The organism is Trinickia sp. LjRoot230 (assembly GCF_964253315.1).
Taxonomy (GTDB): Bacteria; Pseudomonadota; Gammaproteobacteria; order Burkholderiales; family Burkholderiaceae; genus Trinickia.
This window is the reverse complement of the sequence record NZ_CAXUQX020000001.1, coordinates 3,895,083-3,919,359: the sequence shown is the minus strand read 5'-3', so window position 1 is coordinate 3,919,359 and position 24,277 is coordinate 3,895,083. Positions and strand designations below refer to the sequence as shown.

General features: G+C 59.8%; 22 protein-coding genes and 3 pseudogenes. 11 read left to right on the top strand and 14 right to left on the bottom strand.

Features of this window, described 5'->3' with window-relative positions:
- Window positions 1–3 precede the first annotated feature (3 nt).
- From ACSQ20_RS17900 to ACSQ20_RS17890, 3 genes are all read left to right on the top strand, one after another.
- Window positions 4–1,164, top strand: a complete 1,161-nt coding sequence (locus tag ACSQ20_RS17900; RefSeq protein ID WP_436022283.1) for a hypothetical protein — start codon at window positions 4–6, stop codon at window positions 1,162–1,164.
- Between the two features lie 7 nt (window positions 1,165–1,171).
- Complete coding sequence (locus ACSQ20_RS17895; RefSeq protein WP_436022281.1) at window positions 1,172–1,627, top strand: hypothetical protein; 456 nt, start codon at window positions 1,172–1,174, stop codon at window positions 1,625–1,627.
- Window positions 1,628–2,002: 375 nt separating this feature from the next.
- Window positions 2,003–2,638 (top strand): hypothetical protein, encoded by a 636-nt coding sequence (locus ACSQ20_RS17890; RefSeq protein WP_436022279.1) that lies wholly within the window; start codon window positions 2,003–2,005, stop codon window positions 2,636–2,638.
- Window positions 2,639–2,931: 293 nt separating this feature from the next.
- On the opposite strand, the gene ACSQ20_RS17885 is transcribed toward ACSQ20_RS17890, so the two are convergent.
- Window positions 2,932–3,075 (bottom strand): hypothetical protein, encoded by a 144-nt coding sequence (locus tag ACSQ20_RS17885; RefSeq protein WP_436022277.1) that lies wholly within the window; start codon window positions 3,073–3,075, stop codon window positions 2,932–2,934.
- Between the two features lie 75 nt (window positions 3,076–3,150).
- Between ACSQ20_RS17885 and ACSQ20_RS17880 the strand changes: the two genes are divergently transcribed.
- Window positions 3,151–4,749, top strand: a complete 1,599-nt coding sequence (locus ACSQ20_RS17880) for a hemagglutinin repeat-containing protein (RefSeq protein ID WP_436022275.1) — start codon at window positions 3,151–3,153, stop codon at window positions 4,747–4,749.
- Here the strand turns inward: ACSQ20_RS17880 and ACSQ20_RS17875 are convergent.
- The 4 genes from ACSQ20_RS17875 to tnpA are packed head-to-tail and all read right to left on the bottom strand — an operon-like array spanning window position 4,739 to window position 7,675.
- Window positions 4,739–5,332 (bottom strand): plasmid pRiA4b ORF-3 family protein, encoded by a 594-nt coding sequence (locus ACSQ20_RS17875; protein WP_436019123.1) that lies wholly within the window; start codon window positions 5,330–5,332, stop codon window positions 4,739–4,741. The genes ACSQ20_RS17880 and ACSQ20_RS17875 overlap by 11 nt on opposite strands.
- A gap of 2 nt (window positions 5,333–5,334) precedes the next feature.
- Window positions 5,335–6,876 (bottom strand): IS66 family transposase, encoded by a 1,542-nt coding sequence (gene tnpC, locus ACSQ20_RS17870; protein ID WP_436022998.1) that lies wholly within the window; start codon window positions 6,874–6,876, stop codon window positions 5,335–5,337.
- A gap of 41 nt (window positions 6,877–6,917) precedes the next feature.
- On the bottom strand, window positions 6,918–7,265 hold the full coding sequence (tnpB, locus tag ACSQ20_RS17865) for an IS66 family insertion sequence element accessory protein TnpB (RefSeq protein ID WP_436019121.1): 348 nt from the start codon (window positions 7,263–7,265) through the stop codon (window positions 6,918–6,920).
- Window positions 7,262–7,675 (bottom strand): IS66-like element accessory protein TnpA, encoded by a 414-nt coding sequence (gene tnpA, locus ACSQ20_RS17860; protein ID WP_436019119.1) that lies wholly within the window; start codon window positions 7,673–7,675, stop codon window positions 7,262–7,264. Before tnpA ends, tnpB begins: the two co-directional genes overlap by 4 nt.
- A 187-nt stretch (window positions 7,676–7,862) precedes the next feature.
- Here tnpA and ACSQ20_RS17855 point away from each other — a divergent pair, with 187 nt between their 5' ends.
- The 3 genes from ACSQ20_RS17855 to ACSQ20_RS17845 all read left to right on the top strand — a co-directional run bounded on the left by ACSQ20_RS17855 (window position 7,863) and on the right by ACSQ20_RS17845 (window position 10,828).
- Entirely contained in the window at window positions 7,863–8,378 is a 516-nt protein-coding gene (locus ACSQ20_RS17855; RefSeq protein WP_436022273.1) for a hypothetical protein, read from the top strand.
- Window positions 8,379–8,611: 233 nt separating this feature from the next.
- The gene (locus ACSQ20_RS17850; RefSeq protein WP_436022271.1) at window positions 8,612–9,730 is read left to right on the top strand and encodes a hemolysin; all 1,119 of its coding nucleotides are present in this window, start codon (window positions 8,612–8,614) and stop codon (window positions 9,728–9,730) included.
- A gap of 819 nt (window positions 9,731–10,549) precedes the next feature.
- On the top strand, window positions 10,550–10,828 hold the full coding sequence (locus ACSQ20_RS17845; protein WP_436022269.1) for an addiction module antidote protein: 279 nt from the start codon (window positions 10,550–10,552) through the stop codon (window positions 10,826–10,828).
- Between the two features lie 122 nt (window positions 10,829–10,950).
- Here the strand turns inward: ACSQ20_RS17845 and ACSQ20_RS17840 are convergent.
- Window positions 10,951–11,171, bottom strand: a pseudogene (locus ACSQ20_RS17840) (transposase); the annotation flags it as partial.
- Window positions 11,172–11,422: 251 nt separating this feature from the next.
- Here ACSQ20_RS17840 and ACSQ20_RS17835 point away from each other — a divergent pair.
- A pseudogene (locus ACSQ20_RS17835) lies at window positions 11,423–12,646 on the top strand (IS110 family transposase).
- A 28-nt stretch (window positions 12,647–12,674) separates the two neighbouring features.
- Here the strand turns inward: ACSQ20_RS17835 and ACSQ20_RS17830 are convergent.
- The 5 genes and pseudogenes from ACSQ20_RS17830 to ACSQ20_RS17810 form a co-directional block, all read right to left on the bottom strand.
- Window positions 12,675–13,730: pseudogene (locus ACSQ20_RS17830) on the bottom strand (IS256 family transposase); the annotation flags it as partial.
- Between the two features lie 224 nt (window positions 13,731–13,954).
- A complete protein-coding gene (locus ACSQ20_RS17825; RefSeq protein WP_436022267.1) occupies window positions 13,955–15,172 on the bottom strand; it encodes an acetyl-CoA C-acetyltransferase in 1,218 nt (405 codons plus the stop codon).
- The gene (gene can, locus ACSQ20_RS17820) at window positions 15,165–15,929 is read right to left on the bottom strand and encodes a carbonate dehydratase (protein WP_436022265.1); all 765 of its coding nucleotides are present in this window, start codon (window positions 15,927–15,929) and stop codon (window positions 15,165–15,167) included. The genes ACSQ20_RS17825 and can overlap by 8 nt, the downstream gene beginning before the upstream one ends.
- A gap of 91 nt (window positions 15,930–16,020) precedes the next feature.
- Window positions 16,021–17,838, bottom strand: a complete 1,818-nt coding sequence (gene aceK, locus ACSQ20_RS17815) for a bifunctional isocitrate dehydrogenase kinase/phosphatase (protein ID WP_436022263.1) — start codon at window positions 17,836–17,838, stop codon at window positions 16,021–16,023.
- The gene (locus tag ACSQ20_RS17810) at window positions 17,835–18,242 is read right to left on the bottom strand and encodes a MerR family transcriptional regulator (protein WP_436022261.1); all 408 of its coding nucleotides are present in this window, start codon (window positions 18,240–18,242) and stop codon (window positions 17,835–17,837) included. The genes aceK and ACSQ20_RS17810 overlap by 4 nt, the downstream gene beginning before the upstream one ends.
- Window positions 18,243–18,409: 167 nt before the next feature.
- On the opposite strand from ACSQ20_RS17810, the gene ACSQ20_RS17805 reads away from it, so the two are divergent.
- Entirely contained in the window at window positions 18,410–19,480 is a 1,071-nt protein-coding gene (locus ACSQ20_RS17805) for an MBL fold metallo-hydrolase (RefSeq protein ID WP_436022259.1), read from the top strand.
- A gap of 15 nt (window positions 19,481–19,495) precedes the next feature.
- Here ACSQ20_RS17805 and ACSQ20_RS17800 read toward each other — a convergent pair whose 3' ends face one another.
- Both ACSQ20_RS17800 and ACSQ20_RS17795 read right to left on the bottom strand, forming a co-directional pair.
- Window positions 19,496–20,557, bottom strand: coding sequence for an NAD(P)-dependent alcohol dehydrogenase (locus tag ACSQ20_RS17800; protein ID WP_436022257.1), 1,062 nt, complete (start codon window positions 20,555–20,557; stop codon window positions 19,496–19,498).
- A 127-nt stretch (window positions 20,558–20,684) separates the two neighbouring features.
- Window positions 20,685–21,422: a histidine phosphatase family protein gene (locus ACSQ20_RS17795; RefSeq protein ID WP_436022255.1), complete on the bottom strand. Its 738-nt coding sequence runs from the start codon at window positions 21,420–21,422 to the stop codon at window positions 20,685–20,687.
- Window positions 21,423–21,660: 238 nt separating this feature from the next.
- Between ACSQ20_RS17795 and uppS the strand changes: the two genes are divergently transcribed.
- The gene (gene uppS, locus ACSQ20_RS17790) at window positions 21,661–22,347 is read left to right on the top strand and encodes a polyprenyl diphosphate synthase (RefSeq protein WP_436022253.1); all 687 of its coding nucleotides are present in this window, start codon (window positions 21,661–21,663) and stop codon (window positions 22,345–22,347) included.
- An 18-nt stretch (window positions 22,348–22,365) separates the two neighbouring features.
- The gene (gene idi / locus ACSQ20_RS17785) at window positions 22,366–22,938 is read left to right on the top strand and encodes an isopentenyl-diphosphate Delta-isomerase (protein WP_436022251.1); all 573 of its coding nucleotides are present in this window, start codon (window positions 22,366–22,368) and stop codon (window positions 22,936–22,938) included.
- Here the strand turns inward: idi and ACSQ20_RS17780 are convergent.
- A complete protein-coding gene (locus ACSQ20_RS17780) occupies window positions 22,935–24,191 on the bottom strand; it encodes an MFS transporter (protein WP_436022249.1) in 1,257 nt (418 codons plus the stop codon). The genes idi and ACSQ20_RS17780 overlap by 4 nt on opposite strands.
- Window positions 24,192–24,277 lie beyond the last annotated feature (86 nt).

Genomic DNA, 24,277 nt, shown 5'->3' with positions numbered 1-24,277 from the left:
ACGATGGATTACTGCTTGCGTTGGAGCTTGGGCGATTTGCGTCGCCGGATTCCTTGCCATATGGCTGTTTGGCCTGTGCGTGCATTGTCTGACCACGCCAGGCTGTGTCAGCCGGATCGATATGCGGAGCTTGTTAGCCGCGGTGAATTACAAAAGCGTTGCGACGAAGGGAACGCTATCGGCAATTGCTCTTGTAGGAATTGTGTGGCTCCGGAGGCGGTCGCAATGATGGCAAGCCTGCCGTGCGGGAGGCGTATGCGTCGGTTTGGTTCGACGGCTGCGGATCGGTTCAATCGGCAGTTGCATCCGGCGGAGAAAACGCTGGCGCAAAAAATAGCCGCCGATGCGCAGGCGAAGGGCATCACGAATCCGGACGGTTCACTGATCACGTTGCATCAAGTCGAGAATGCGCTGCGCTCGGCGGACAACAGCAAATATGGCGAGACGATCACGGCTGGGATGGTTGTGCCGTTGAACGCGAACACCAAAGCGAGCGACGTGTACGACGCGGCGGGCATGAAGGTAACGAGCGATGGTGCGGGCAACAACTATCTGGTGCAGGATCCGTCGATGCTGGGTTCGCCGTCTCAGCCGTTGCGGGATTTGATCAACGAAAGTACGGGCGGAGCGAATTCGCCGTACAGTTGGAACGTGCCGTCACCGGAGACGGCGCAGGCGAGCGGCGGTGCGCCGAAGGTTGATTCGTATGGCCCGTTCTCGCCTGGGTGGAACACCGGTGACAATTCAGCTGGATTTCAGCAACCTGGCATCCCCGCTCCTGACTATGTCGCCGTCAATGGCAATGCGTTGGGTATGGCGGGCTCCCTCTTATTGAATCTGCACAACGGTCAAGTTTACGTTGGGGCTGGCGGCTCTGTGCCGGTGGCTCCCGGCGCGAGCGTTTCGCTGGGTTGGATGCCGTCAAATTATGGACTGCCCAACGCGGTACAAGGCGAGAATACTGATCAATTCTTGGCGGGCGGCTCCTACTCGGCTGGCGCTTGCACGTACGGAATTTGCCTTGGCGCGAACCATGCCATTGGTGGCTCTACGTCCATCGAGGCTGGCGTGGGAATCGGCGCGCCGACAAAAACGATAAATCTCGGCGGGAGTGTAGGCACGGGAGTAACTTTGCCTGTGTTCACACTTCCGGCGCCACAATAATTGGATCATGCGAAAGAGCCGAATTTTTGGCACCTCCGCCTGGCGCTACGTAGTAGCACTGGCTGTGGTGTTGTGGTTGTTCATCTTCATTTATGCGCTGACAAAAAATCCAACAACGACCGATGCAAGTGAAAGGCTGCACATAATGAAAGCGGATATGGCGACGATGCTCTCAAACGGAGGGGGGTTCGTGTATCGCAATGAGAGTGCGAAGCCCGGAGGGGCGCTGTTATCGGTCCTGATTCGAACGGATTCGTGGTCTCAGCAGCTTCGGGATCGGGACATCAGAACCCTGGGTGATCTAGGCTGGCAGCAGGTTCCGGCTAACCCATCTTCCTTTTGTAAACAGGGCGTGCTTGCGGAGATTCAGGAAAACGTTGGGGATTACAATAACACGCCCACTGTTCTCATATCAATGAGGTACAACGCCACTACAATCAAGGCATGCAAATGGCTCAATTGACCCATTCTTCGATCCTGGCTCGAACCCTTGGTGGGGATAGCAGAACGTGATTAACCAATTCAAAAAAGGTGATCAATGACTCTTGGTATCGGAGTGATCGTTATCTCGTTTGCATCCCTTGCGGTGAGTTGGTCAATGTTCGGCCGCGGAGATTTGCGGTTGAAGCGGAATAAGTTTTTTTACTGGTTAAAGTCAACGCTGTTTCTTAGTGTAGCGTTGACGGTTTGGTGTCAATACAAAGAGCCGACCGTCAGTTTTTTATTGTTAGCGGCCCTTAGTTTCACGTTCGCTGCGTTTCTTAATATGCTGAGGTCGCAATCGATTTTTATGCTTCCGTGAGCATTGAGCCCGGCGCTAGCGCCGCAGCTTCGGCCGATGGCGCCCAAAATCGCGGACAGGCCTCCAACGCCTTTTCATCGAAGCAAAACACTTTCATCGGAACGCGAGGCAGTACTCGTCCCGCTGCTGTTCGGCACGAAGTGCACGACCACCTTCACAGCGTGCCCACACGGCATGGTGGGGTTGGGTTTAGCGAAGGGCGGTCCGTTGGCGTCTGCGGGGCTGATGGGTATTGGCACGGCCGCTAATTTGATTGCGAATGGGAGCATGCAGCTCGCGGGCGATCAGCCGTTTGACTGGACGAGCTTTTCGTTGTCGGGCGTGACGGGAGCGCTATTGACTAGGATGAAGTTCGGTCCAGTGTTTCTGACGGGAGTCGGTGGCGCGTTGACAGGCTCGGCATTGCAAGGTCAGAACCCGAATTCGGCGATGGGGGGCGCGGCGGTCGGAACGGTGATTGGGTATCCGATTGGCTCCAAAATCGAAGGCAAACTCGACAGTATATTGAACCCATGGTATCGCCAGGAATGGCGTGATCTTGGGATGGGCATATCGACCTATGTGCCGCCAAGCACAATTCCGTCGTGGGCTGGCGGGGCGTTAGGTGGCGTGACTCAAGAGGCTGCAGGTGGGGCTGCGCAGAACTCAATCGACGGGAACGGTAAGAAATGAAGCCCAAGACTAGCTTCGAGCTATTCCGCTGGAGCTACTTTGTATTGCTCTGGCTGATTGTTATGGGATTCGGGGTTACTCTAGTTGAGATCGCTGTTGGCCCTGCTTTGCAGTGGTTGTTCCACGACGTGCCATATCACTTGCCGACATGGAATCGTGTGGGCCGAGTGGTCGTGTTTGTGGCTCTGTTCAGCCTCTCCGTTGGTACGCTGACCTGGTTTTACGAAAAGAGGTCATCAGGTCGCTAGCCTGAAAAACGAACCCGGCGTAAGCCGGATTCGTCGTATCCGGCATCAGGTGATGATGGGCACGCCAGCGATCATGTAGCGATGGTCGGGCGCGATGGTGATTTGGGAGTTTTGATAATCGACGCTGAATAGGACGTGCTGGCCGGATAGGAATCCGGCGTGAGCGAGCAGATGCTCGGTGATCTGCATCCAGGAGAACGCAATGCGTGTGGCGTGCGTGAGCGTGTGGCCGTTCGCTCTTGCGTCTCATAGGACGGCGGGCACGTGCAGAGCGGAAGGCGGCGCACCGCGGCATTCGTTGCAACAGGCGACGCGGCATCCGAGAGCGGCAACGTCACGATCGCAGGCTCGGACATCGATGCACGCGCGGTCTTACTACAAGCGAACAATCGCATTGACTTGCTGAGCAGCGTCGACACGCACCGCACGCGCAGCACGAGCGAATCGAAGAGCGCGAGCGTGGGCGTGTCGTATGGGGTGGATGGGGTGGGGGTATCGGGCTCGGTGTCGTACGCGCGAGGCGACGCGAATGCTGATGCGAGCAGTCACAACAATACGCACATCAACGCAAGCGATCGGGCCACGCTGATCAGCGGGGGCGACACGAACGTGGTGGGCGCAAACGTGAATGCGAAGCGCATCGTGGCGGACATTGGGGGCAACATGAACATCGCTTCGGTGCAGGACACGAGCCGCAGTGCGGCGCATCAATACGGCGGGGGCGGCGGTTTTAGCGCCACCGCTGGTCAAGCGCGCGGCAACTATGCGGGTGTGAACGAGCAGTCGGGCATGCAAGCCGGTGAGGGCGGGTTTGACGTGACGGTAAAGGGCAATACCGATTTGAAAGGCGGGTATCTGGCGAGTACGGCGAGCGCGCCGGACAATCGCCTGAGCACGGGCACGCTGAGCTGGAGCGACGTCACGAACCAATCCAGCTATCGCGCAACGAGCGGGGGGATCTCGCAAGGGGGAACGACAGGTAGCGGCGGCAATAACTACGCAACGCACGGTGCGAGCTCGGGCACGAACACGGGCGGTGTGTCGCCGATGCTGGTGCAACACGACAGCGGCAGCCAAAGCGCGCTGACGCGCAGTGCGGTGGAAGCGGGTTCGATCACGATCACCGATGAAGTGAATCAGCGGCAAGACGTGGCGATGCTCAATCGCGATACCCGCGCATTGAGTGGCACGGTGGCGCGCACGCCGGACTTGCAAGGCAAGCTGAACCGGCAGGCGGAGGTGATGACGGCGGTGCAGGAAGCGGGCGAAGTGGTGGCCAAGCAGATCGGGCGATATGCGAACGGCAAGCGCGAAGCGGCCTTGGAAGAGATGAAGCAGGCGCAGGCGCGGGGCGACGCGAAGCTTGCGGCGCACTACGAAGCGCAGGCCGAGCGTTGGAGTGAAGGCGGCCAGGGTCGCGCGCTGATGCAGGCGGCGGGGGCGGCGGTGACGGTGGGGCTCGGTGGCGGCAATGCGGTGGGCGCGGCGGCGGGAGCCGGGGTGGCTTCGCTGGCCGGCGGCAAGTTAGACGAGCTTGCTGAGCAAATCAGGTCATCAAAGCTCACGGGTCACGCCGATGTCGACGAGGCATTGGCCAATATCGTGGCGAATAGCCTCGCGACGGTGCTGGGTGCGGCAGTGGGCGGCAATGCGGGCGCGGTGGGTGCGTATAACGCAGATCGGTTTAATCGGCAGCTTCAAGATGAAGACCGGGAGCAAAGAAAGGAGCTCACGGCGTTGGCTGAGGAAAAGGGACTGCGGCACACCGACGCGGAAATCGCCAATCAACAGGCACTGATGAATCTAAGTGTGGGCGCAAAGGGTAAGCGACATTTGGCGGCCGTCTTGACGATCAGAATTTGATCTCGAAGAGGCGTTCGTTGGCGGTGTGAAGGTCGAAGGCTGCTGGATCGAAGCCACCGCCACACCAGTCGAGCAACTGCTGGTGTTCCTCATGAGCGGGGTCGATGATCGCATCGAGGAACTCGATGTAGCCGGGTCCACCGCCAACATCTTCCGGCGGACAGGCATTGCGGCCATCCAAGCAGATAGGCGAGCGCAACTCCGGATCAGTCGGCAGGACCTTCTCGATCTTCACACGATGTTGCCAGTTGTCACCATAATCGTAGAGGTAAGTGAACGACTTGCGCGTACCCAGCGCACGGTCCAAGGTCACTCGCGCCTCGTTAAGCATCGGCGGGTCACTCGGGAAGTCCAGATCGGGTACACCGTAGTTGGTGTCGCCGAACATGAATTCGTGCAGGTGGCCACCCTCCCAGCCCATTGCCAGCAGCAACACAACGTGCAGCTTCGGTAGTCTGATCGAGGCGGGAACCAGCACCCGTCTCCAGACTGCCGGCTTCAGATACTTCAGCTCAATGTGCAACTGATAGACCGGTGCCGGTGAATTGACCGCGCGTACCGCGGGTTTGCGAGTTGATGCCATCGTCACGCAGCCTGCTGGAGCGGCTGCTGCGCCGGCATCAAACGCCACGGCAGCAACTGATCGATTCGGTTGATGGGATGATCGGCAATGCGCTCGAACACTGTGCGCAGGTAAGCATACGGTTCGACACCATTCAGGCGTGCCGTGCCGATTAGGCTGTAGATGACCGCCGCACTTTGTCCACCACCGTCAGAACCGGCAAACAGGTAATTGCGCCGGCCGATCACGAGCGGCCGGATCGCGCGTTCCGCCGTGTTGTTGTCGATCTCGATGCGCCCGTCTTCGCAGTAGCGCACCAGCGCAGGCCAGTTCCCCAGCGCATACCGGATGGCACGCCCCAGGCTCGACTTCGCCGAGACCTGCGCGAGCGTGTGCTCCAACCAGTCCTTCAGCGCACGGGCAAGCGGTAGCGCCCGTGCCATACGCACCGACTGCCGCAACGCCGGCTTTCGGCCGCGAATCTCGCGCTCGATGGCATACAGAGCCGCGATGCGGCCAAGTGCCTCCTGTGCCACCGGCGAACGCTCCAGCTCGTACAGGTCGTAGAACTTGCGCCGCACATGCGCCCAGCACGCGGCCTCGATGATCATGCCATCGCGATACAGCGCATCGTAGCCGCTGTACGCATCCGCCTGCAGGATGCCCGACCAGCCCTGCAGATGCGTACGGGGTCGCTCGCCCTTCCGGTCGGGCGAGTATCGGTACCAGACGGCCGGCGGCGCCCGGCTGCCCGCCGGCCGATCATCGCGCACATACGTCCACAACCGTGCCGTGCGGGTCTTGCCACGCCCGGGCTCGAGTACCGGAACGGGGGTATCGTCCGTATGGATTTTTTGCGCCTCGCGCACATACCGGCCAACGGCATCGGCCAGCGGCTGCAGTAGCTTGGCGCACTCGCGAACCCATGAGGCCAGCGTAGCCCGCTCGAGGTCAATGCCGGCGCGGCGATAGATTCCTGCCTGCCGGTACAACGGCGTATGGTCAGCATACTTGGCGACCACCACCTGTGCCAGCAGACCCGCACCGGCCATGCCGCGTGCGATCGGGCGCGACGGCGCCGCTTCCTGGACCACCTTTGCACAGCGGCGGCAGCTTAGCCGGGGACGCACGTGGCGAATCACCCGGAAGTACCCTGGCACGTAATCCAGCATCTCGGAGGCGTCTTCCCCCAGCTTGCGCAACCGCCCGCCGCATTCGGGACAGTCGCAATGCTGCGGCTTGTGCTCGATGGTCTCGCGCGGCAGATGCGCAGGAAATGCGCGTGCGCGGCGGCGCAATGGAACCACCGGTGCTGTCGTGCTCACCCGTTCATCCTGCTCGGGTTCAGGAGGCGGCGCAGACACCTCATCGGGCTGCGGCAGCGGCCAGTCACTGAGCGCGAGCTGCAGTTGTCCCGTCAGTTCCACCATGCGTTCCGACGACCGACCATACTGCCAACGCTTCAGGCGCGAGATCTCGGCCAGCAGGCGTGCGATAGTTTCTTCGCGCACGGCAAGCATGCGCTTAAGGGTGTCGATGTCGTCGGGGAACCGGCTGGCTGGCATGCCCGGAATTTTATCAAGCACACGCAGACGCGGGAGCAAATTTACGCGGCGCATGTGGGCCTCCACGTTCGTTGCGGGCGTCGCCAGTCGATGCCTTCGAGCAGCATCGACAATTGTGCTGCCGACAGGTGGAGGCATCCCGCGTCAGCTTGCGGCCAGATGAAACGACCGTGCTCCAGCCGCTTGACGTACAGGTTCATTCCATCGCCACTCCACCACAGCAGCTTGAGCAGATCACCCCGGCGACCACGGAACGCAAACACGTGGCCCGAGAACGGGTCTTGCTCGAGCGCCACCTGGGCCAGTGCCGCCAGACCATCCATGCCACGGCGCATGTCGGTGACGCCTGCGGCTAGCCAGATGCGGGTGCCGGTCGGCAGCGCGATCATGCCGACCTCAGACAATGCAGCACCAGTCGCAACTGAGCCGGATCGACCTTCCCGTTCACCCACACGCGTGCGCCATTGAGTCCGATCTCAATACTTGAGGGTGCTGCTTCCTGTGCGCGTAATGGCAATTGCGCCGTTGGCAACGGCAGCGACGAAACCGCCGTCGACTCATCCGGCGATATCGCCACCGGAACAAACACCGCCGCCTTGCTCGCCGTCTTACTGTCCAGCAGACCGGCACGATACTGCCTGCGCCACTTGAACACCATGTTCGGATTCAGGCCGCGCGACTGTGCGAGCTTCGCCACCGAGATGCCTGACTCGCACGCTGCTATCGCAACCTCACGCCGGAATTCAGGTGTGTAATTCGGCCGCCCTTTGCGGCTCTTTGCACTGTCGATCTCTGTCATCAAAGTGGTCCCCACTACTCGAAGTGATGGGCATCACTTTGGACTCACGCGGCTACGCTGTCGATGCGGCCTCGAAATAACGCTTACCGCAAAGGCCTACTATGGCGAGAATCAAGTTTCGACGGGCGAGAAGCCGCAAGACGGAACGGATTGGAGCTACTACGGGCAGAATGTGAATGGCGAGTCGGTGTGGGTACAGAACGTGCAACGAGGCGATCCCGACCTGCAAGCGTTCATTGCGAACAACACGAATGGCAAGACGGCGAACGGTATGACGTACGAAGCGACGACATTCGGTTCGAATCCGGGGCTGTTCAGAATGCCGGACTTTGTGAACTTCCAGGTTGATTACTTCGTAGGCAGCGCGTGGGGCACATTTACGCGGGATGGCAACTCGTACCTCGGTTACGGCGTGAACATGAATGTCCCTAACCCCATCAATGCGGGGATTGGAGTCTCGGCCGGATGGCTGAACACGTCAACAGTGAAGCCCGGTCAAACAAACAACTTTGCTGCCGGGTACGCTGGGGGGACAACCGGAGCATATGACTTGGTAGGCGGTGGTGTAATGTATTCACCGGGAAACGGAACAGCGACCGTATTAGGCGTTGGCGCCGGGATAAATGCCGGGAAGACAAAAAACGTTGGGACCGCAGGCGGGGGCTTCTCGGTCGACCAAGGCAAGACTGGAATCGAATGGTGATCAAATGCCTAGCTTCCCCTTCTCTTCATCAGCAAGAACGCATCGTAGTCGGATCGTAGCCATCGTTGCCTTTGCGACGCTGATGAGCTTCATCGTGTACGTGATAGTCAAGAACTTGTTGTTCCGCTGAGGCATGAAAGCATCGAGTCCCGCACTGCCGTAACGACGGCAATAACTACGCGACGCACGGTGCGAGTTCGGGCAAGAACACGGGCGATGTGTCGCCGATGCTGGTGCAACACGACAGAGGCAGCCAAAGCGCGCTAACGCGCAGCGCGGTGGAGGCGGGTTCGATCACGATCACCGATGAAGCGAATCAGCGGCAAGACGTGGCGATGCTCAATCGCGATACCAGCGCGTTAAGCGGCACGGTGGCTCGCACGCCGGACTTGCAAAGCAAGCTGAACCGGCAGGCGGAGGTGATGACAGCGGTGCAGGAAGCGGGCGAAGTGGTGGCCATGCAAATCGGTCGGTATGCGAACGGCAAGCGCGAGGCGGCGTTGGAAGAGATGAGGCAGGCGCAGGCGCGGGGCGACGCGAACCTTGCGGCGCATTACGAAGCGCAGGCTGAGCGTTGGAGCGAAGGCGGCAAGGGGCGAGCGCTGATGCAGGCGGCGGGGGCGGCGGTGACGGTGGGACTCGGTGGCGGCAATGCGGTGGGCGCGGCGGCGGGAGCCGCGGTGGCTTCGCTGGCGGGCGGCAAGTTAGACGAGCTCGCTGAGCGGATCAGGTCATCAAAGCTCACGGGTAACGCCGATGTCGACGAGGCATTGGGAAATATCGTGGCGAATAGCCTCGCGACGGTGCTGGGTGCGGCAGTGGGCGGCAATGCCGGCGCGGGTGCGTATAACGCGGATCGGCTTAATCGGCAACTGAACGTAGATAAGAATCCGCATCGCGACGAAAAAACCTTGGCGGGACAAATCGCCGAGCATAGTGACGGCAAATATACGCAGGTGCAGGTTGAAGACCAGATGCGAATCATGGGTGTCATGATCCATGGCGAGCACCAGTCCGGCGTACCGGTGACTTTAGTCGGTGAAGAGCCGAAGGATCCTGGAGCTCAGTGGATTTATGTCGGAACCACGAGCGAGGGCAAGCCGATTCGGACGCAGGTGACGGCACCGGCAAATCCTGAACTGCAGACGTACATCCTGGAAAAGTACAACTCAGCTGGGAAAGATAACGTGCCGAGCGTCTTCACTTACGATCGGCCCAACAGCAACGATTGGGGATTCACTCTCACGGGGCCTTTTACCGAGCTGAGCAAGGCCGATGTCGAGTTTATGAGAACAACGACGGCGGATTCGATGTCGATGGTTTCAAAAATGCGGGGCGATTGGGCTCGATAACTGCCGCGGCTGCAAGCGTTCCCTCACCGTATGCGCCTGGTCTCGCCGCGGTGTCATATGGTGCGACTGCAGTGGGTTTGACCGCCGATGCCGTCGCGCAGGTCGCCAGGCCCGATATGGGTGAATACGCCTACGGAGGGGCACTGACTTTGGGTGCGAAGGTAGCTTCCGACAGGGTGCCTTTGGCTGCGCCGATTATCAACGAAGCAGTCGAGTCCACGAAGGCCATACCGTTCTCAGAACGGATTCGTAGCTGGATCAATGAAAGATGGGGTGCCGTCGCTATCCCCAAAGGGAGCAACGAATGAAATTGGTCGAGAATGGAAATTTCGCCGGATGGTTTCGGGTCGCGATGTTCCTTGGAGGGGGGGTATCTCCACTGGTGGTTTGGCATTCGATGTGCTGCCCAACTCAATCAGAGCCTCGGCGTTTCTACTGGGGTTCGCCTTCATGGCTTTGGGAGGTCTGTCGAGCAACGCGCATATGTTAGGCATTCGACCATTCGACGACAGCTATCGGAGAGCCCGGCGCAGCTACATGGTCACGGACGACAGTAGGGAAAAAAACGAAGGCTAATCGTTTCGTATGCGTTGTGAAATGCAAAAACGGAGACGTTTCGAAAATGGCGCCGGGACTGAAGGACGAGCGAGCCCGAGCGCTGATCGCGTCGCGGCTTGATCGCCCGGTCTTTGGGCATGTCGGTGATGCCCAGCCGGTGGGGCAATACGATCGCGGCATTGCTGTGCGGTGGAACGAAGAGCGGGCAAGCGAGAGGCATTGAGGTGGCAAAGCGCCTGGCAACAGAGTTGGGAGAGTGAGATGGCTGAAAAGCTAACGACCTACGACCCTGTCGAGGACTTAAGCAGTGAGGAAGCGATGGCGGTGTTCATGGCTGAGGCGTTCGAGACGAACGATGTGGCCTACATCGCGCATGCGCTCGGGGTGGTAGCCCGTGCTAAGGGGATGGCGCAGATCGCAGCGCAAACGGGGCTCTCGCGCGAGCAACTGTATCGTTCCTTCAGCGATCAGGGCAATCCGACGTTGAAGACGATGCTGGCGGTGCTGAATGCGTTGAGCCTGGAGCTGACAAACAAGTGACTGGGCGCGAGCGTGGGCGCCGTACGAAGGCCAGGATTGGCAACGAAGGGCCGGCTAAATTGCTTGCCTTTTCATCGAAGCAGGGGTTGTCAGAATTTCCGTGCTCAAGGCGGGGCTAAGATTCACGCGGATGGTCGAACGAATCGATCCGCGTAGAGGACAGCGAATTGGTTCATGGCCTGCTTCCAATCGTGAGCAGAACGACTCCAGCCGGCCGTGATGTTGCGCAGTGCAAGCCAGATAGTTTCGTGGCGGCATCATCGGTCGGGAAGTGGCCTCGCGTTTTGATGATCTTGCGCAGTTGCGCGTTGATGTTCTCAATGGCGTTCGTAACCGGCATGATATGAACCGGTGCTCCGCGCGTCCCCGCCGCGAGTTTTCAGGCGTATGGTACGACCATCCGGGACAGGGGCACCGGGGGAGCACTTCGGGTGGGCAGGCCGTTCGTACACGATGAGCCGCGAGCTCGTGTTAGTAGTTGGCCGCCCCTGCGACCCGCCCGGTTGCGCTGTGAGCGCGAATCCGTAGTTGTCGTGCTGTCCCACCGGCTCCCTGTGTGTTTTCCATGGGAGAACGGCTATGCGCATTGTTGGTCTGGACGTGTCGCGATCGGTCGCCGAAATCGCGTATCTGGAAGATGGCGTACTGCGTGCCGGCGGTCGCGCCGGACTACGCCGGGATGAACTCGAGAGATTTGCCGCTCAGCTTAGACCTGACGATCACGTCGTGCTCGAAGCGACTGGCAATACTGCGGCGATTGTCAACGTGCTTCGGGCACACGTCGGTCAGGTCATCGTTGCTAACCCTCTACAGGTCAGGCTGATTGCCGAAGCACGGGTCAAGACCGACAAGATCGACGCGGCAATTCTGGCCCAGCTATACGCTAGCGGCTTTCTGCCTCAGGTGTGGATGCCTGATGAGACTACGCAGGCGATGCGACGGCAGGTGTCGCGACGAGCGCAGATCGTACGGCAACGCACCCGCTTGAAGAACGAAGTCCATGCAGTGCTCGCCGCGCATCTGATTGAGCGCTGCCCCGCTACGGATCTGTTTGGCAGGAAGGGGCGCGCCTGGCTGGCCAATCAGCCGCTGCCGACCGATGAGCGATTGGGCGTCGAGTAACGGCTACGTGAGTTGGACCGTCTTGGTGACGACCTTAAACAAATTGAGCAGGCCCTCGCGCAGTCCGTGCTGGACGACGAGCGACTGCGCAAATTGCTGACAATCACCGGCGTAAATGCCATCGTGGCAATTGGTCTGCTGTCCGCAATTGGTGACATCGCCCGATTCCCCACCGCGGAGAAGTTGGTCAGCTATTTCGGACTCAACCCCTGCGTCTATCAGACCGGTGCGCAACCCGCCAGGCACGGCCGTATCAGCAAGCGGGGACGCTCCTATGCGCGTGCGATGCTCGTTGAAGCCGCGTGGTCGGCGGCGCAGTCAGCCGGACCGCTACGCGCATTCTTCCTGCGCATCCGAGATCGGCGCGGCCAGCAGATTGCCGCTGTCGCGACAGCACGCAAGATTGCCGTTATGGTGTGGTACGTCCTCACACGCAATGAGGCCTTTGCGTGGGACCGCCCGGCGCTCACCGCGCGCAAGACGCGATCACTCGAACTGCAGGCCGGCATGCCTGCGCGCCGCGGCGGTCCGAAAGGCAGTGCAGCAGCCTACAATTTGAAGAGCGTGCGCGACCAGGAACGGGCGATGGCCGAGCAGGCCGAGCGGGTGTATCACCGGCTGTTCTCCCGCTGGAAACAGGCTCGGCCCGGCAACAAGCCCGCCTCAACGCAATGGCCGCCGAGGCAGACGTCATGAAGCTCAAAAAATATCGACCTTGAGGCTTTTCAATTTCATCCGTCGTGTAGATCACCTTGCGCACCGCTGGCGGGAACGCAAAGAACGGAATCACGCGATCCCAAGCGTTGCGCCAGGCAGCGCTGACTGTCGGGAATCGTTGCCCCCACGGCCCTTGGGCGAAGGCATCGAGTTCGGCCTGCGCTGCCTCGGCGCTCGGGGCTGTGTAGATCGGTCGGATCGCCGCAGCCAACGCCTTACGGTCCTTCCAGCTCGCGTACTCAAGGCTGTTGCGAATCAGGTGCACGATGCAAGTCTGCAGTGTGGTTGCCGGGAATACCACTGCCAATGCCTCGGGCATGCCCCTCAGGCCGTCGGTCACGGCTATCAAGATATCGTGGACGCCGCGGGTCTTGAGATCATTGAACACCTTCATCCTGAACTTGGCACCCTCGGTGTTCTCGATCCACAGGCCCAGAATATCGCGCGTGCCGTCGGGCAGCACGCCAAGTGCAAGGTAGACGGCCTTATTTCGCACGACCGCGTCTTCGCGAATCTTGACCCGCATCGCATCGAAGAACACCACGGGATACATCGGTTCGAGCGGCCGGGATTGCCAGGCGGTGACTTCCGCCATCACCTCGTCGGTGACCGAACTGATGAAATCGGGCGACACCTCGGTGCCGTACTGCTCCTGCAAAAAGCCCTGAATCTCGCGTACGGTCATGCCGCGGGCGTACATGGCGACGATCTTCTCGTCGAAGCCCGTGAAGCGTCGTCCGTGCTTCGGAATCAGCAGTGGCTCGAAGCTGCCATCGCGATCGCGTGGCACTTCGATGCGCATTGGACCGTCTTCGATCAGCACCGTCTTGGCGCCAGTGCCGTTGCGTTGGTTCGTCACGGCAGCGGGCTTGGCAGCGCCAGACGGATAGCCGAGATGATGATTCATTTCGCCACCCAGCGCCCGCTCTATCAACGCCTTTTTCAGGGCCATCGTCGCGGCGTTAATCGATTCGGCTGTCATCGGGCCGTTGCCGAATTGCTCAAGCAGCTCGGCGGGGATCGCCGGCAGGTCTGCAGGAAGGGCTTTCAGTTTGCGAGGCATATATTCTCCTGGGGAGCATCATATGCCTTGAACACGAAATTGCTGACAGACCCCTGAACGTATGCCCGCCCACAAAATCGCGGATAAGCTCAGCACGAGTTTGCGTCACCATTCCGTTTGTAGGCGGGCATTCTCCGAACAAGGCGATTTGCACAGTGCCACGAGCGCAAATCGCCAAGCCCATAACGTTCACCTTCGCGCGATGCGTCGCGGGCCGCCGACGATCAAACGATCTCCACCCCCATCGCCGTTGCTTCCCCCCCGCCGATACAAAGGCTCGCTACACCGCGTTTCCCGCCGCGTTTCCTGAGCGCGCCGATCAGCGTGACGAGAATGCGTGCACCGGACGCGCCAATCGGGTGGCCGAGTGCACACGCGCCGCCATTCACGTTTACCAGCTCATGCGGGATGCCATGCTCTTTCATCGCCGCCATCGTTACGACGGCGAATGCCTCGTTGATCTCGTATAGATCGACGTCCAACGCACGCCAGCCGTTCTTCTCAAAGAGCTTTCGGATAGCGCCAACGGGCGCCGTGGTGAACTTCGCCGGCTCTTGCGCGAACGTCGAATGGCCGACGATGCGGGCGAGCGGCGTGAGCCCAAGCCGTTCAGCCGTCGAAGCGCGCAGCATGACGAGCGCTGCCGCGCCATCGGAAATCGACGACGCGTTAGCCGCGGTCACCGTGCCAGTCTTGCTGAACGCCGGCTTGAGCGTCGCGATCTTCTCGATATTGGCCTTGAACGGTTGCTCGTCGCGAGCGATCGTCACTTCATCGCCTTTGCGTCCGGCCACCTTCACAGGGGCGGTCTCCCACGCGAACGAGCCGTCTTCGTTGGCGCGCTTCGCACGCACGAGCGACTCGATGGCGAAGGCATCCTGTGCTTCGCGCGTAAAGCCGTACGACGCCGCGCATTCCTCCGCGAACGTGCCCATCAGCCGGCCTTTTTCGTAAGCATCTTCGAGGCCGTCGTAGAACATGTGATCGATGACTTGCCCGTGGCCCATGCGCATGCCCGCGCGCGCTTTCGGCAGCAAATACGGTGCGTTCGTCATGCTTTCCATGCCGCCCGCCACGACGACCTCGACCGATCCCGCAGCCAGCATGTCATGCGCGAACATCGCGGCGCGCATGCCGGAGCCGCACATCTTGTTGACGGTGGTGCAGCCCGTCGAAAGCGGCAGGCCGGCGCCCAAGGCCGCTTGCCGCGCAGGCGCTTGGCCGAGCCCGGCAGGCAGTACGCAGCCCATCAACGCTTCTTCGACCAGCGCCGGTGCGAGGCCAGCGCGCGTCAGTGCCGCTTCAATCGCGGCCGCGCCGAGCTGCGGCGCCGTGAGCGACGCAAGCTCGCCTTGAAACGCTGCCATCGGCGTACGAGCCGCCGACACGATCACGATCGGATCGCGCGCAATTGCATTTGTGTTTGCGTTTGCATCAGTCATGTTTGATCTCCTTGATCACGCCTTCGACGACCGCTGCAAATTTCCGCATCTGCGCGGCGTCGGCGGCGACGGTATCGATGCTCGCCGAACTCGCACCTTTCGTGGAGACTGCAGAGACACAGCGTTCGTAAGTACCACTAAGCATCTCCGCGCTCGAAATCGTCATGCCCAAGTTGCGAATGCGGCCATCGTGCAACCCGTATGTCCAACCGTGCACGGTCAGCGGCTGGCTGCGCGCCCATGCATCGTTGACGATCGTGGTGCGGCAAACGTTCACGACCTGTTCGATCGTATTGAGTTCGACGAGCCGCCGGTGCCGCACCTCGCCCATTGGCCATTCGTCGAGCAGCGCGGCATGTTTCGCCCGTACGTCATGGATATGATGCAGCCAGTTATCGGCAAGCCCGACGCGACGGTCGAACAGCGCCGCGCCGACCCCGGAGCAACCATAGTGGCCGACAACCATGATGTGCTTGACCTTGAGCAGATCGACCGCGAACTGAATCACAGACAAGCAGTTCAGGTCGGTATGCACGACGACATTCGCGATGTTGCGATGGACGAATACTTCGCCCGGCGGCAAGCCGATGATCTGGTTCGCCGGCACGCGCGAATCGGAGCAGCCGATCCACAGATACTCGGGCGTTTGCTGATCTGCCAGGCGCGAAAAATAGTGCGGGTCCTGTGCGAGCTTGCGCTCGACCCATGCCTGGTTGTTGACGAAGAGTGTTTCGAGAGGATCGTTAGAGTCGCTCATGGTGCTCGTTAGCAGTTGAGGTTGAGCCGGAAATTGACGAGACACGCCACGCGTGCATGCCGGCCGGTAAATGTTTCGGCATCCTAACTATTCATGCCGCCCGCTTATCGTTGCCTGATGGTTTATCTTTGGCACCACTAGCAAACCGCTCTGGATAGCGGTTGCAAAAACGTATGCCTTGGTCGTAGGGGAAAAAATCGGGCAACTCCCCTTTTAGCAGCAATTCCTTGTGTTTTTGCCACAGCGCGGGATCAAAAAAATCAGCGTGGTGGCTCAAAAAATGGCGGCGCACGGTAGGGTCTCCGAGCAGAAACGTGCCATACGTCTCGGGGAAAATATCGTTGCGGCCGACGGCGTACCACGGCTCCGCCGACAGTTCGTCTTCCTCGTTTTGCGCTTGCGGCACGTTGCGCACGTTGCAATCGGTCAGGTATTCGATTTCATCGTAGTCGTAAAAGACCACGCGGCCATGGCGGGTGACGCCGAAATTCTTATAGAGCATATCGCCGGGAAAAATGTTCGCCTGCATCAATTCTTTCACCGCATCGCCATATTCTTTGATCGCGTGTTCGATATCGGCATCGGTGCCGTTTTGCAGGAACAAATTGAGCGGCACCATGCGGCGCTCGATATAGACGTGGCGAATGACGACGCAACCATCCTCGTATTCGATCATCGAAGGCGCTTCTTTTTCCAGCTCGCGAATCAGCGCGTCGTCCAGCCGCGACAGCGGCAGCGCAACGCTCGAATATTCGAGCGTATCGGCCATGCGCCCAAGCCGGTCATGTCGTTTGACGAGCTGATATTTTTCCTGAATCCGTTCGCGTGTCGTTTCCTTCGGCGGCGGAAAGTTGTCCTTGATCAGCTTGAATACGTACGGGAACGACGGCAGCGTAAACACGAGCATCACGAGTCCCTTGATGCCGGGCGCGATGACAAATCGGTCGCTCGAATGGGAAAGATGCTTGAGCAGGTCGCGATAAAAAAGATTTTTGCCCTGCTTTTGCAGGCCCACGGACGTATAGATTTCCGCGTTAGGCTTGCCGGGCATCAACGTGGCCAGGAAGTCCACATAGGCCGACGGCACTTCCATGTCGACGAGAAAATACGAGTGCGAGAAGCTGAAGATGATCTGCAGTTGCTCGCGCTTGAGCAATACGGTATCGAGCGCGAGCACGCCCGGCCGTACATGGCGCACCGGCACGGCGAACGGCAACAGCACTTCGCCGTTGATGATGCGCCCGATGATATAGGCCGCCTTGTTGCGAAAGAACAGCGACGACAACACATGCACCTGGAAGTTGAACGCCTCCGAAAACTGGCCGTAGTTGTCGCGGATCGTATCGATGATGCAGGCCACATCACGGCTCAGATCGTCGAACGGTACCTCGAGCTGAAAGTTCGTCACGATGCGTTCGAGCGTTTCGGCGAGGCCGTCCTTGCCCGGGTAATACGCGCGATACGTAGGCCTGGCTGCAGGCTCCTCGTTCTCGAGATACGCCGTCGAAATGACGGGGCGCACGAAGATGAAGTCGTTGTTGAAGTACGAGCGATGAAGAATCTTGCAACACACCGAGTTGAAGAACGTCTCCGCGCATTCGGGTTGCAGATGATGGGTCAACAGCCCGATGTAATGAAGCTTGATCTGCTGCCAGATCTCGTCGTCGATTCGCTCGGCATCGTATTCGTCCTGGAGCAATTCGACGCATTCGTCGACACGGTTGTCATAAGAAGCAATGCGCTCGCGCGCGAGCTTTTGCAAGCCATGCCAGTCACCGGCTTCGAACAGCGTCTTGGCGTGCGCGCCCGCATCGCGAAACGCACTATAGTGTCTGTTAAAGCCCTCCAGCATCGACTGCGCCACATCGAAGCCGATTTGCGAGGAGAGCAGTTTCGGAAAGTGGTTCATGTGCGCTCCACCTGCACTGCGTCACTTTCGCTCAGCATCGCGTGACACTGTGCCTCGTATCGCGCGAGGTCTTGCAGCGTCGCGTTCAGGTCGTCGAGCTGATGCTCCAGCACTTTGCGATGTTCGGCGATGGTCGCAAGAAACGCGTGCAACTGCGGCACGGTGTCCGTCGGCGATTCATACAAATCGAGCAGACCGCGAATTTCCGAGAGCGTAAAGCCGAGCCGCTTGCCGCGCAGCGTCAGCTTGAGCCGCGTACGATCGCGGTTCGAATAGACGCGGCGCAAGCCGCTCGCGCCTTCGCGCCATGGGCACAGCAAGCCCTGGTCTTCGTAGAACCGGATGGCGCGGGGCGTCACGTTGAATTCACGTGCGAGCTCGGTGATCGTGTAATGCTGGCTCATGGTGGCGCGTCGGGCTGTACGCCGCCGGCGCTAAGGCCTGCGGCTGCGTTGCGGGCAGATCGGGTAGAATCGATCGACGTTTACGTTATCGTCAACTTGCACAAAGCGCAACTGGCGGGATGCGGCGATACAAGCGCAATGAAAGAAGGACTAGAGAGATTCGGCTGATGAATGCCCTCGAACACCAACTCGATTACCCGTTCGGCGATTCGCTCGTTGAACCCGGCCGCACGCGCGAGGTCGCGCCGGGCGTCTACTGGTTGCGCATGCCGCTGCCGTTTGCGCTCGATCACATCAATCTCTGGCTGCTGCGCGATCAGATCGACGGGCAAAACGGATGGACGGTCATCGATTGCGGCATTGCCGACGACACGATAAAAGCGCATTGGGAAACGATTTTCGACACGCAGATCGAAGGCTTGCCCGTGTTGCGCGTGCTCGTCACGCACTGCCACCCCGACCATCTCGGGCTGGCTGACTGGATCTGCAAGGGCGGGGCGCGCGGCCGCTGGGACGTTCGGCTTTGGATGACGCTTGGCGAATACATGTTCGGTCGCGTGATGGCAGCGGGCGATGGCTCGAATGCGGGCGGTGAGGGTGCCGCGCGGCACTTCGCGCGGCATGGGCTGACGGACCCCGAAGCACTCGACAAGCTGCGCCGCCGCGGCGACTACTACAAGAAGCTCGTGCCTTCAATGCCGTCGCAGTATCGGCGTTTGCGCGACGGCGACACGGTTACGATCGGCGCGCATGCCTGGCGTGTCGTGACGGGCTATGGCCACTCGCCCGAGCATTGCGCGCTCTTTAGCGAAGCGGCCGGCGTGCTGATCTCTGGCGACATGGTCTTGCCGCGCATTTCGACGAACGTGTCGGTATTCGACATCGAGCCCGAGAGCAACCCGCTCGCGCTTTACCTGCAATCGTTGCACCGCTACGAAACCATGCCGGCCGACACGCTCGTGTTGCCGTCGCATGGCCGCCCGTTTCGCGGGCTCGCCACGCGGATCGCGCAGTTGCGCACGCATCACGACGCGCGATTGGCCGAAGTGCGCGAGGTCTGCGCGAGTGGACCGCAATCGGCCGCCGACATCGTGCCGATCATGTTCAGGCGGCCGCTCGACATTCACCAGATGACGTTCGCGATGGGCGAAGCGCTCGCCCATTTGCATCTGCTATGGCTCGATGGCGAACTCGAGCGCCGCGAAGGGGCCGATCGGGTGATCCGGTTCGCGCGGTGAAGGCTGAGGACGAGCTTAGATCACGACCACGGGTTTGATGACGGACCCGTTTTCGGTCGCGGCAGCCGCTTCGTTGATCTGCTCGAACGGAAAGGTCTTGATCAGCCGGTCGAACGGAAAATTGCCCTCGCGATACAGGTCGATCAATCGGGGAATGAAGCGCTGCGGATCGCTATCGCCTTCCAGAATCGCCTTTATTCCGATGCCTCGCATCAGTAAGCCCATCAGGTTCACCGAGAGGGTTGCGCCCGTGGGCGACATCCCGAGCAAGCCCAGCATGCCGTTAGGCAGCAGCACATCGATGGCCTCCTCTATCACGCTGGGTATGCCGGTTGTGTCGAGCGCGTAGGCAACTCCGCCGCCGCTGACTTGCCTGATCATGGTAGCGAGGCAGATGTCATCGGCGCTCGGATCGATGGCGTCGGTTGCACCCAGCTCGAGCGCAAGCGCTCTGCGTGCCGCATTGGGTTCGACAGCGATGATGGTGCCCGCTTGCGCCACCTTGGCCGCCATCACCGCGGACATTCCGACGGTGCCCGTGCCAAACACGACGAGCGACGTTCCTGCCCGGACATCGAGCGAATTCAACACAGCGCCCGCGCCCGTTTGGATACCGCATCCGAGGGGCCCTAACAGTTCAAGCGGCAGATCTCGGTCCACGCGGATCGCGTTCCTTTCACGTGCGATTGCAATGCTCGCGAACGACGACTGACCAAAAAAGTTCGCGTTGATAAGTGTGCCATTGCGCGACAGCGCGGTGGAATTGTCGTCGGGGCGTGCGCCGCTGTAATTGTAGTGGCCGGCTTTGAAGCAGTACGAAGGCAGGCCGCGCTCACAGTTCGGACATGCGCCGCATGAGTTGAAGGACAGTACGACATGGTCGCCCGGTTCGAGCCGGGTGACCTCCGGCCCGACCGATTCCACCACACCCGCACCTTCGTGGCCCAGCACGATGGGTAGCGGCACCGGAAACCCATCGCGAAAAACGAGATCCGTGTGACAGATTCCGGTGCCGACGATGCGCACACGTATCTCGTCCGCGCGAGGCGGATCGAAATCGATATGCTCGACAGACATGGGTTTGCCCGACTCGCGGACCACTGCCGCCAAGCCTGTGATTGACGACGAGCACGAACAGCATTGATTCATGGTCTTCCTCGAAGGTAATCACTGTGATGCGGAACACAACGCGTGTGATGCCGGCTCAATCAGCGGCGTCCGCGCCGACGCCGCGCTTGTACTGAAGATACTGGAAATAGAGCATTTCCATCGTCGTATTGCGCATATCGCGAAAGAGCGGCGACGGCGGCGCATAGTTGATGGCCCGGACAACCCAATCGCGCGGTGCGGCACCCACATCGAGGGCATTGATGCAGCCGGTTGCCTGTGCGAGATGACCGAAGAACGCTCGTCCACCGGCCGTGATGGCATGTGAAAGCAGCGCGCGATTGACGCTGCTATGCAGTACGAGCAACGAAGTGTCCCATGATGCATCTTCGCGCAGCATGGCCATTGCGGGCAGCGCGCGATCGAGCAATGCGCCGATCGTTTCGCCACCGAGAAAGTGTGTTTCTTCGGGCACGACGCCGTCGAACAGGCGCAAAAACGCGCTCTCCACTTCATCGGACGGAATACCCGTCATCGAGCCGGGGCGAATCTCCTGCCACTGAGGCCAAATCTCGAGCTCGGCGCGTTGGCCTGTTTCCGCGAGCACGCGCTCGGCTGTTTCGGCAGTGCGCGGCAAGCCGCTCACGATTACACGGTCGAAATACACTTGTTGTGCGGCGAATGCGCGCCCTGCGGCGCTGGCTTCCTCGCGGCCATTCGCGTTGAGGGGAACCTTATCGGGTTCGATTGCACGGCGGGCGCCGTGAAAGTAGGTGACCTCACCGTGTCGCATCAGAAAAATGCGGCGGCGCTTCGGGAGCCGAAAATCCGACATCGTTGACTCGCTTAGTTTGGACTGCGAACCATTAGGACTACGAACCATTGTTCGAGGAACGGGTGACGCCTGACTTCCTGTTTGTGGAATCTACCCTCGGCACCTGATCGCGAAAAAGTGCAAATTCGTGAGTTTTACCGGTTCGTCTGCGGTGAAACTACCAATAGTCGAAGCGTTGGCACGGTGCGCAAGTGCCACAATCGACGCAACGCGCAGTGAAGGTTCCACCGGAGAAGTCATGTCTCCCGCACTCCCGAATCATGTCGCCATCATCCCGGACGGGAGTAGACGGTGGGCCAAGTCGAAAGGGTTGCCGCCGCGCGTCGGGCATGAAATCACGTTCTTTGAAACCACGCCGAAGCTGATTCGCTGCCTGCTAACGGCAGGTATTCATACCATCACGCTCTGGGCGTTTTCGACCGAAAATTGGGCGCGCTCTGCGCAGGAGGTGGATTGGCTGATGCAAATTTTTGTCCGCTTCGTCGATGAAACCCGCGAGAGTGCGACCGCCGATGCGGTTCGTGTAAGACACATTGGGCGGCGAGACCGGTTGCCCGTTGAACTAAAAAGAGCGTTGTTTGTAGCCGAAGAGTCGACGGTCAGTGGCAAGCGAGGCGATCTGAATATCGCACTGGACTACGGTGGACAAGATGAACTTGCCAACGCATGCGCCAAGTATCGCGCTCACGCCTGCACCAAGCCCGATTCATTGAGTTCATACCTGTTCACCGCCGGGCAAACCTATCCGAACCCCGACCTGGTGATACGAACATCGGGGGAGCAGCGGTTGTCGGGATTCATGCCGTGGCAAACCGCGTATAGCGAACTGTATTTCACCCGTGTGCTTTACCCCGATATGAGTGAAGCGGACATTCATTCGGCGTTGGATTGGTTTTCGACCCGACAGCGGCGACATGGGATTTGATTGCCTTCGAGACATAATTTGCATCATGCCGAAATGGATTGCTCGGTCGGGCTTATGGACGAAACATTGATACTGGTCGATGAGCGCGATCGAGAGATCGGCTCCGAAGCGAAGATGGTCATTCATCGTAAAGGCATGCTGCACCGCGCTTTTTCGATTTTTATCTTCGACGAAAAAGGGCGCTTTTTGCTTCAGAAGCGAGCGTCCGATAAATACCATTCCGGCGGCCTCTGGTCGAATAGCTGTTGTGGCCATCCTCGCGTCGGCGAAGATCTCTTTTCCGCCGCGGCCAGAAGGCTTTACGAGGAAATGGGTATGGCTTGCCCGCTGAGCAAGCGCTCGGAGTTCGTGTATCGGGCTGACGTTACCGATGAGCTGACGGAATACGAATACGACCATGTGCTTGTCGGTACGCATAGCGCCGACCCATCGCCGAACCCCGAGGAAGCGTCGGCTTGGATGTGGATCGAGCCCGAACGCCTCGCCATGTGGCTTGCGCGTGCGCCGGATGAATTCACCGCTTGGTTCAAACTGTTGATGAGCAAAAATTTGAATTTCACTTTCGCCGGTGAAGCGGCGCCGAATGTTTAAGGCGAGCTGAAGTTGCACAAACCGACATGACGCAAATTCCTCAGTCCTTTGGATGAAAGCAATGTCGCGCCGGAGAGGGTCAAGCCGATCAAACAAATCATCAATGCGTTGCTTGTACCCAGTGAAGCGGCTAAAGCGCCGCCCGCCAGCGCGCCAACGGGATCGGCTCCCCAACTGATAAAGCGCGTCGTCGCTGATACGCGTCCCAAGTGGCTTTCGGCGATCATCGTTTGACGTAGCGTCTGCTCGACGATGATGTGAACAACGATGACGAAGTCCCACGCGGCGAGGCACAACGCGATGGTGGCGACCTGATACGGTAATGCCAAGCTACCCGCGAAAATGATCGGAATGCCTAGCGGGCCTACCACCAGCAACGTGCCGGCTAATGTCACGCGCACGTCGAGTCTCGAGACGAGCTTAGGGCCGCAAAACGCTGCAAGAAGACCGACGACGCCGACGCAGGACATCGTCGCGCCAAATACGCTTGGAGCGAGCGATAGATCTTTGATCAGAAAGACAAGGAGCACAGCGAAAAACGCGCTATGAAAGAGATTGAATAGTCCTGCCGATAACGCGATGGTTCTCTGAATCTCGTTGCGCCAAAGAACGCGAATGCCATCGGCGATGTCGCGAAGGTGCGAGTTGCGTCTGCTTGCAGAGACCGGCCCACTCGGTAGCCGCAGACCCGTTAGTGACATCGTGCCAAGAAAGTAAAGCGCGCAAGATAGAACGAACGCGGTTACCGCCGGCGAGCACTGCATCAACCCGCCTGCAATCGCGGGGCCCAACGCATAAGCGATCGAATTTGCCGCTTCTAGCCAACCGTTCGCCTTCGGAAGATCGCTGCGTTCGACGATCTTCGGCATCAGAGACATGACGGTGCTATCGAACGCCAGCTTGACGGCCGACAAGCCGAAGGCGGCAACGCATAGCAGCGGCATGGACGCTTGTCCGAGGTAAACAGCGGTGCATAGCGAGAGCAACAGCAGCAGCCGCATCGACCCGCATACCGCGAGCGCTCGTCTTTTGTCCACACGATCCGCCAAGGCACCTGCCGAGAGACCGAGCAGCAACGGGGCGGCCGAGCCAGCGGCAGCCAACACGCCCACTTCGAGCGGGCCTGCATCGAGCGTTGTCATTGCCAGCAGTGGGATCGCCGTCAGCGTGATCGCGCTCGAGACCGTGTTCAGGGTTTCAGATATCAGTAGCCGGGGGAGGGTATTGGAGCGGTCGGTCTTGCGCGATTTCATCGGTTATTCGCTGTGATTGGGGCTCGGTCACCAGCTTGCCTCAAGGCGGTCCCCAAAATAGAAGATGGTTCATGTATCAGGCGCCA

Coding starts and splice junctions, on each gene's coding strand:
- ACSQ20_RS17900 (WP_436022283.1), top strand. CDS start 4: ATGGATTACTGCTTGCGTTGGAGCTTGGGCGATTTGCGTCGCCGGATT.
- ACSQ20_RS17895 (WP_436022281.1), top strand. CDS start 1,172: ATGCGAAAGAGCCGAATTTTTGGCACCTCCGCCTGGCGCTACGTAGTA.
- ACSQ20_RS17890 (WP_436022279.1), top strand. CDS start 2,003: ATGGCGCCCAAAATCGCGGACAGGCCTCCAACGCCTTTTCATCGAAGC.
- ACSQ20_RS17885 (WP_436022277.1), bottom strand. CDS start 3,075: ATGCAGATCACCGAGCATCTGCTCGCTCACGCCGGATTCCTATCCGGC.
- ACSQ20_RS17875 (WP_436019123.1), bottom strand. CDS start 5,332: ATGGCATCAACTCGCAAACCCGCGGTACGCGCGGTCAATTCACCGGCA.
- tnpC (WP_436022998.1), bottom strand. CDS start 6,876: ATGCCAGCCAGCCGGTTCCCCGACGACATCGACACCCTTAAGCGCATG.
- tnpB (WP_436019121.1), bottom strand. CDS start 7,265: ATGATCGCGCTGCCGACCGGCACCCGCATCTGGCTAGCCGCAGGCGTC.
- tnpA (WP_436019119.1), bottom strand. CDS start 7,675: ATGACAGAGATCGACAGTGCAAAGAGCCGCAAAGGGCGGCCGAATTAC.
- ACSQ20_RS17845 (WP_436022269.1), top strand. CDS start 10,550: ATGGCTGAAAAGCTAACGACCTACGACCCTGTCGAGGACTTAAGCAGT.
- ACSQ20_RS17825 (WP_436022267.1), bottom strand. CDS start 15,172: ATGACTGATGCAAACGCAAACACAAATGCAATTGCGCGCGATCCGATC.
- can (WP_436022265.1), bottom strand. CDS start 15,929: ATGAGCGACTCTAACGATCCTCTCGAAACACTCTTCGTCAACAACCAG.
- aceK (WP_436022263.1), bottom strand. CDS start 17,838: ATGAACCACTTTCCGAAACTGCTCTCCTCGCAAATCGGCTTCGATGTG.
- ACSQ20_RS17810 (WP_436022261.1), bottom strand. CDS start 18,242: ATGAGCCAGCATTACACGATCACCGAGCTCGCACGTGAATTCAACGTG.
- ACSQ20_RS17805 (WP_436022259.1), top strand. CDS start 18,410: ATGAATGCCCTCGAACACCAACTCGATTACCCGTTCGGCGATTCGCTC.
- ACSQ20_RS17800 (WP_436022257.1), bottom strand. CDS start 20,557: ATGTCTGTCGAGCATATCGATTTCGATCCGCCTCGCGCGGACGAGATA.
- ACSQ20_RS17795 (WP_436022255.1), bottom strand. CDS start 21,422: ATGTCGGATTTTCGGCTCCCGAAGCGCCGCCGCATTTTTCTGATGCGA.
- uppS (WP_436022253.1), top strand. CDS start 21,661: ATGTCTCCCGCACTCCCGAATCATGTCGCCATCATCCCGGACGGGAGT.
- ACSQ20_RS17780 (WP_436022249.1), bottom strand. CDS start 24,191: ATGAAATCGCGCAAGACCGACCGCTCCAATACCCTCCCCCGGCTACTG.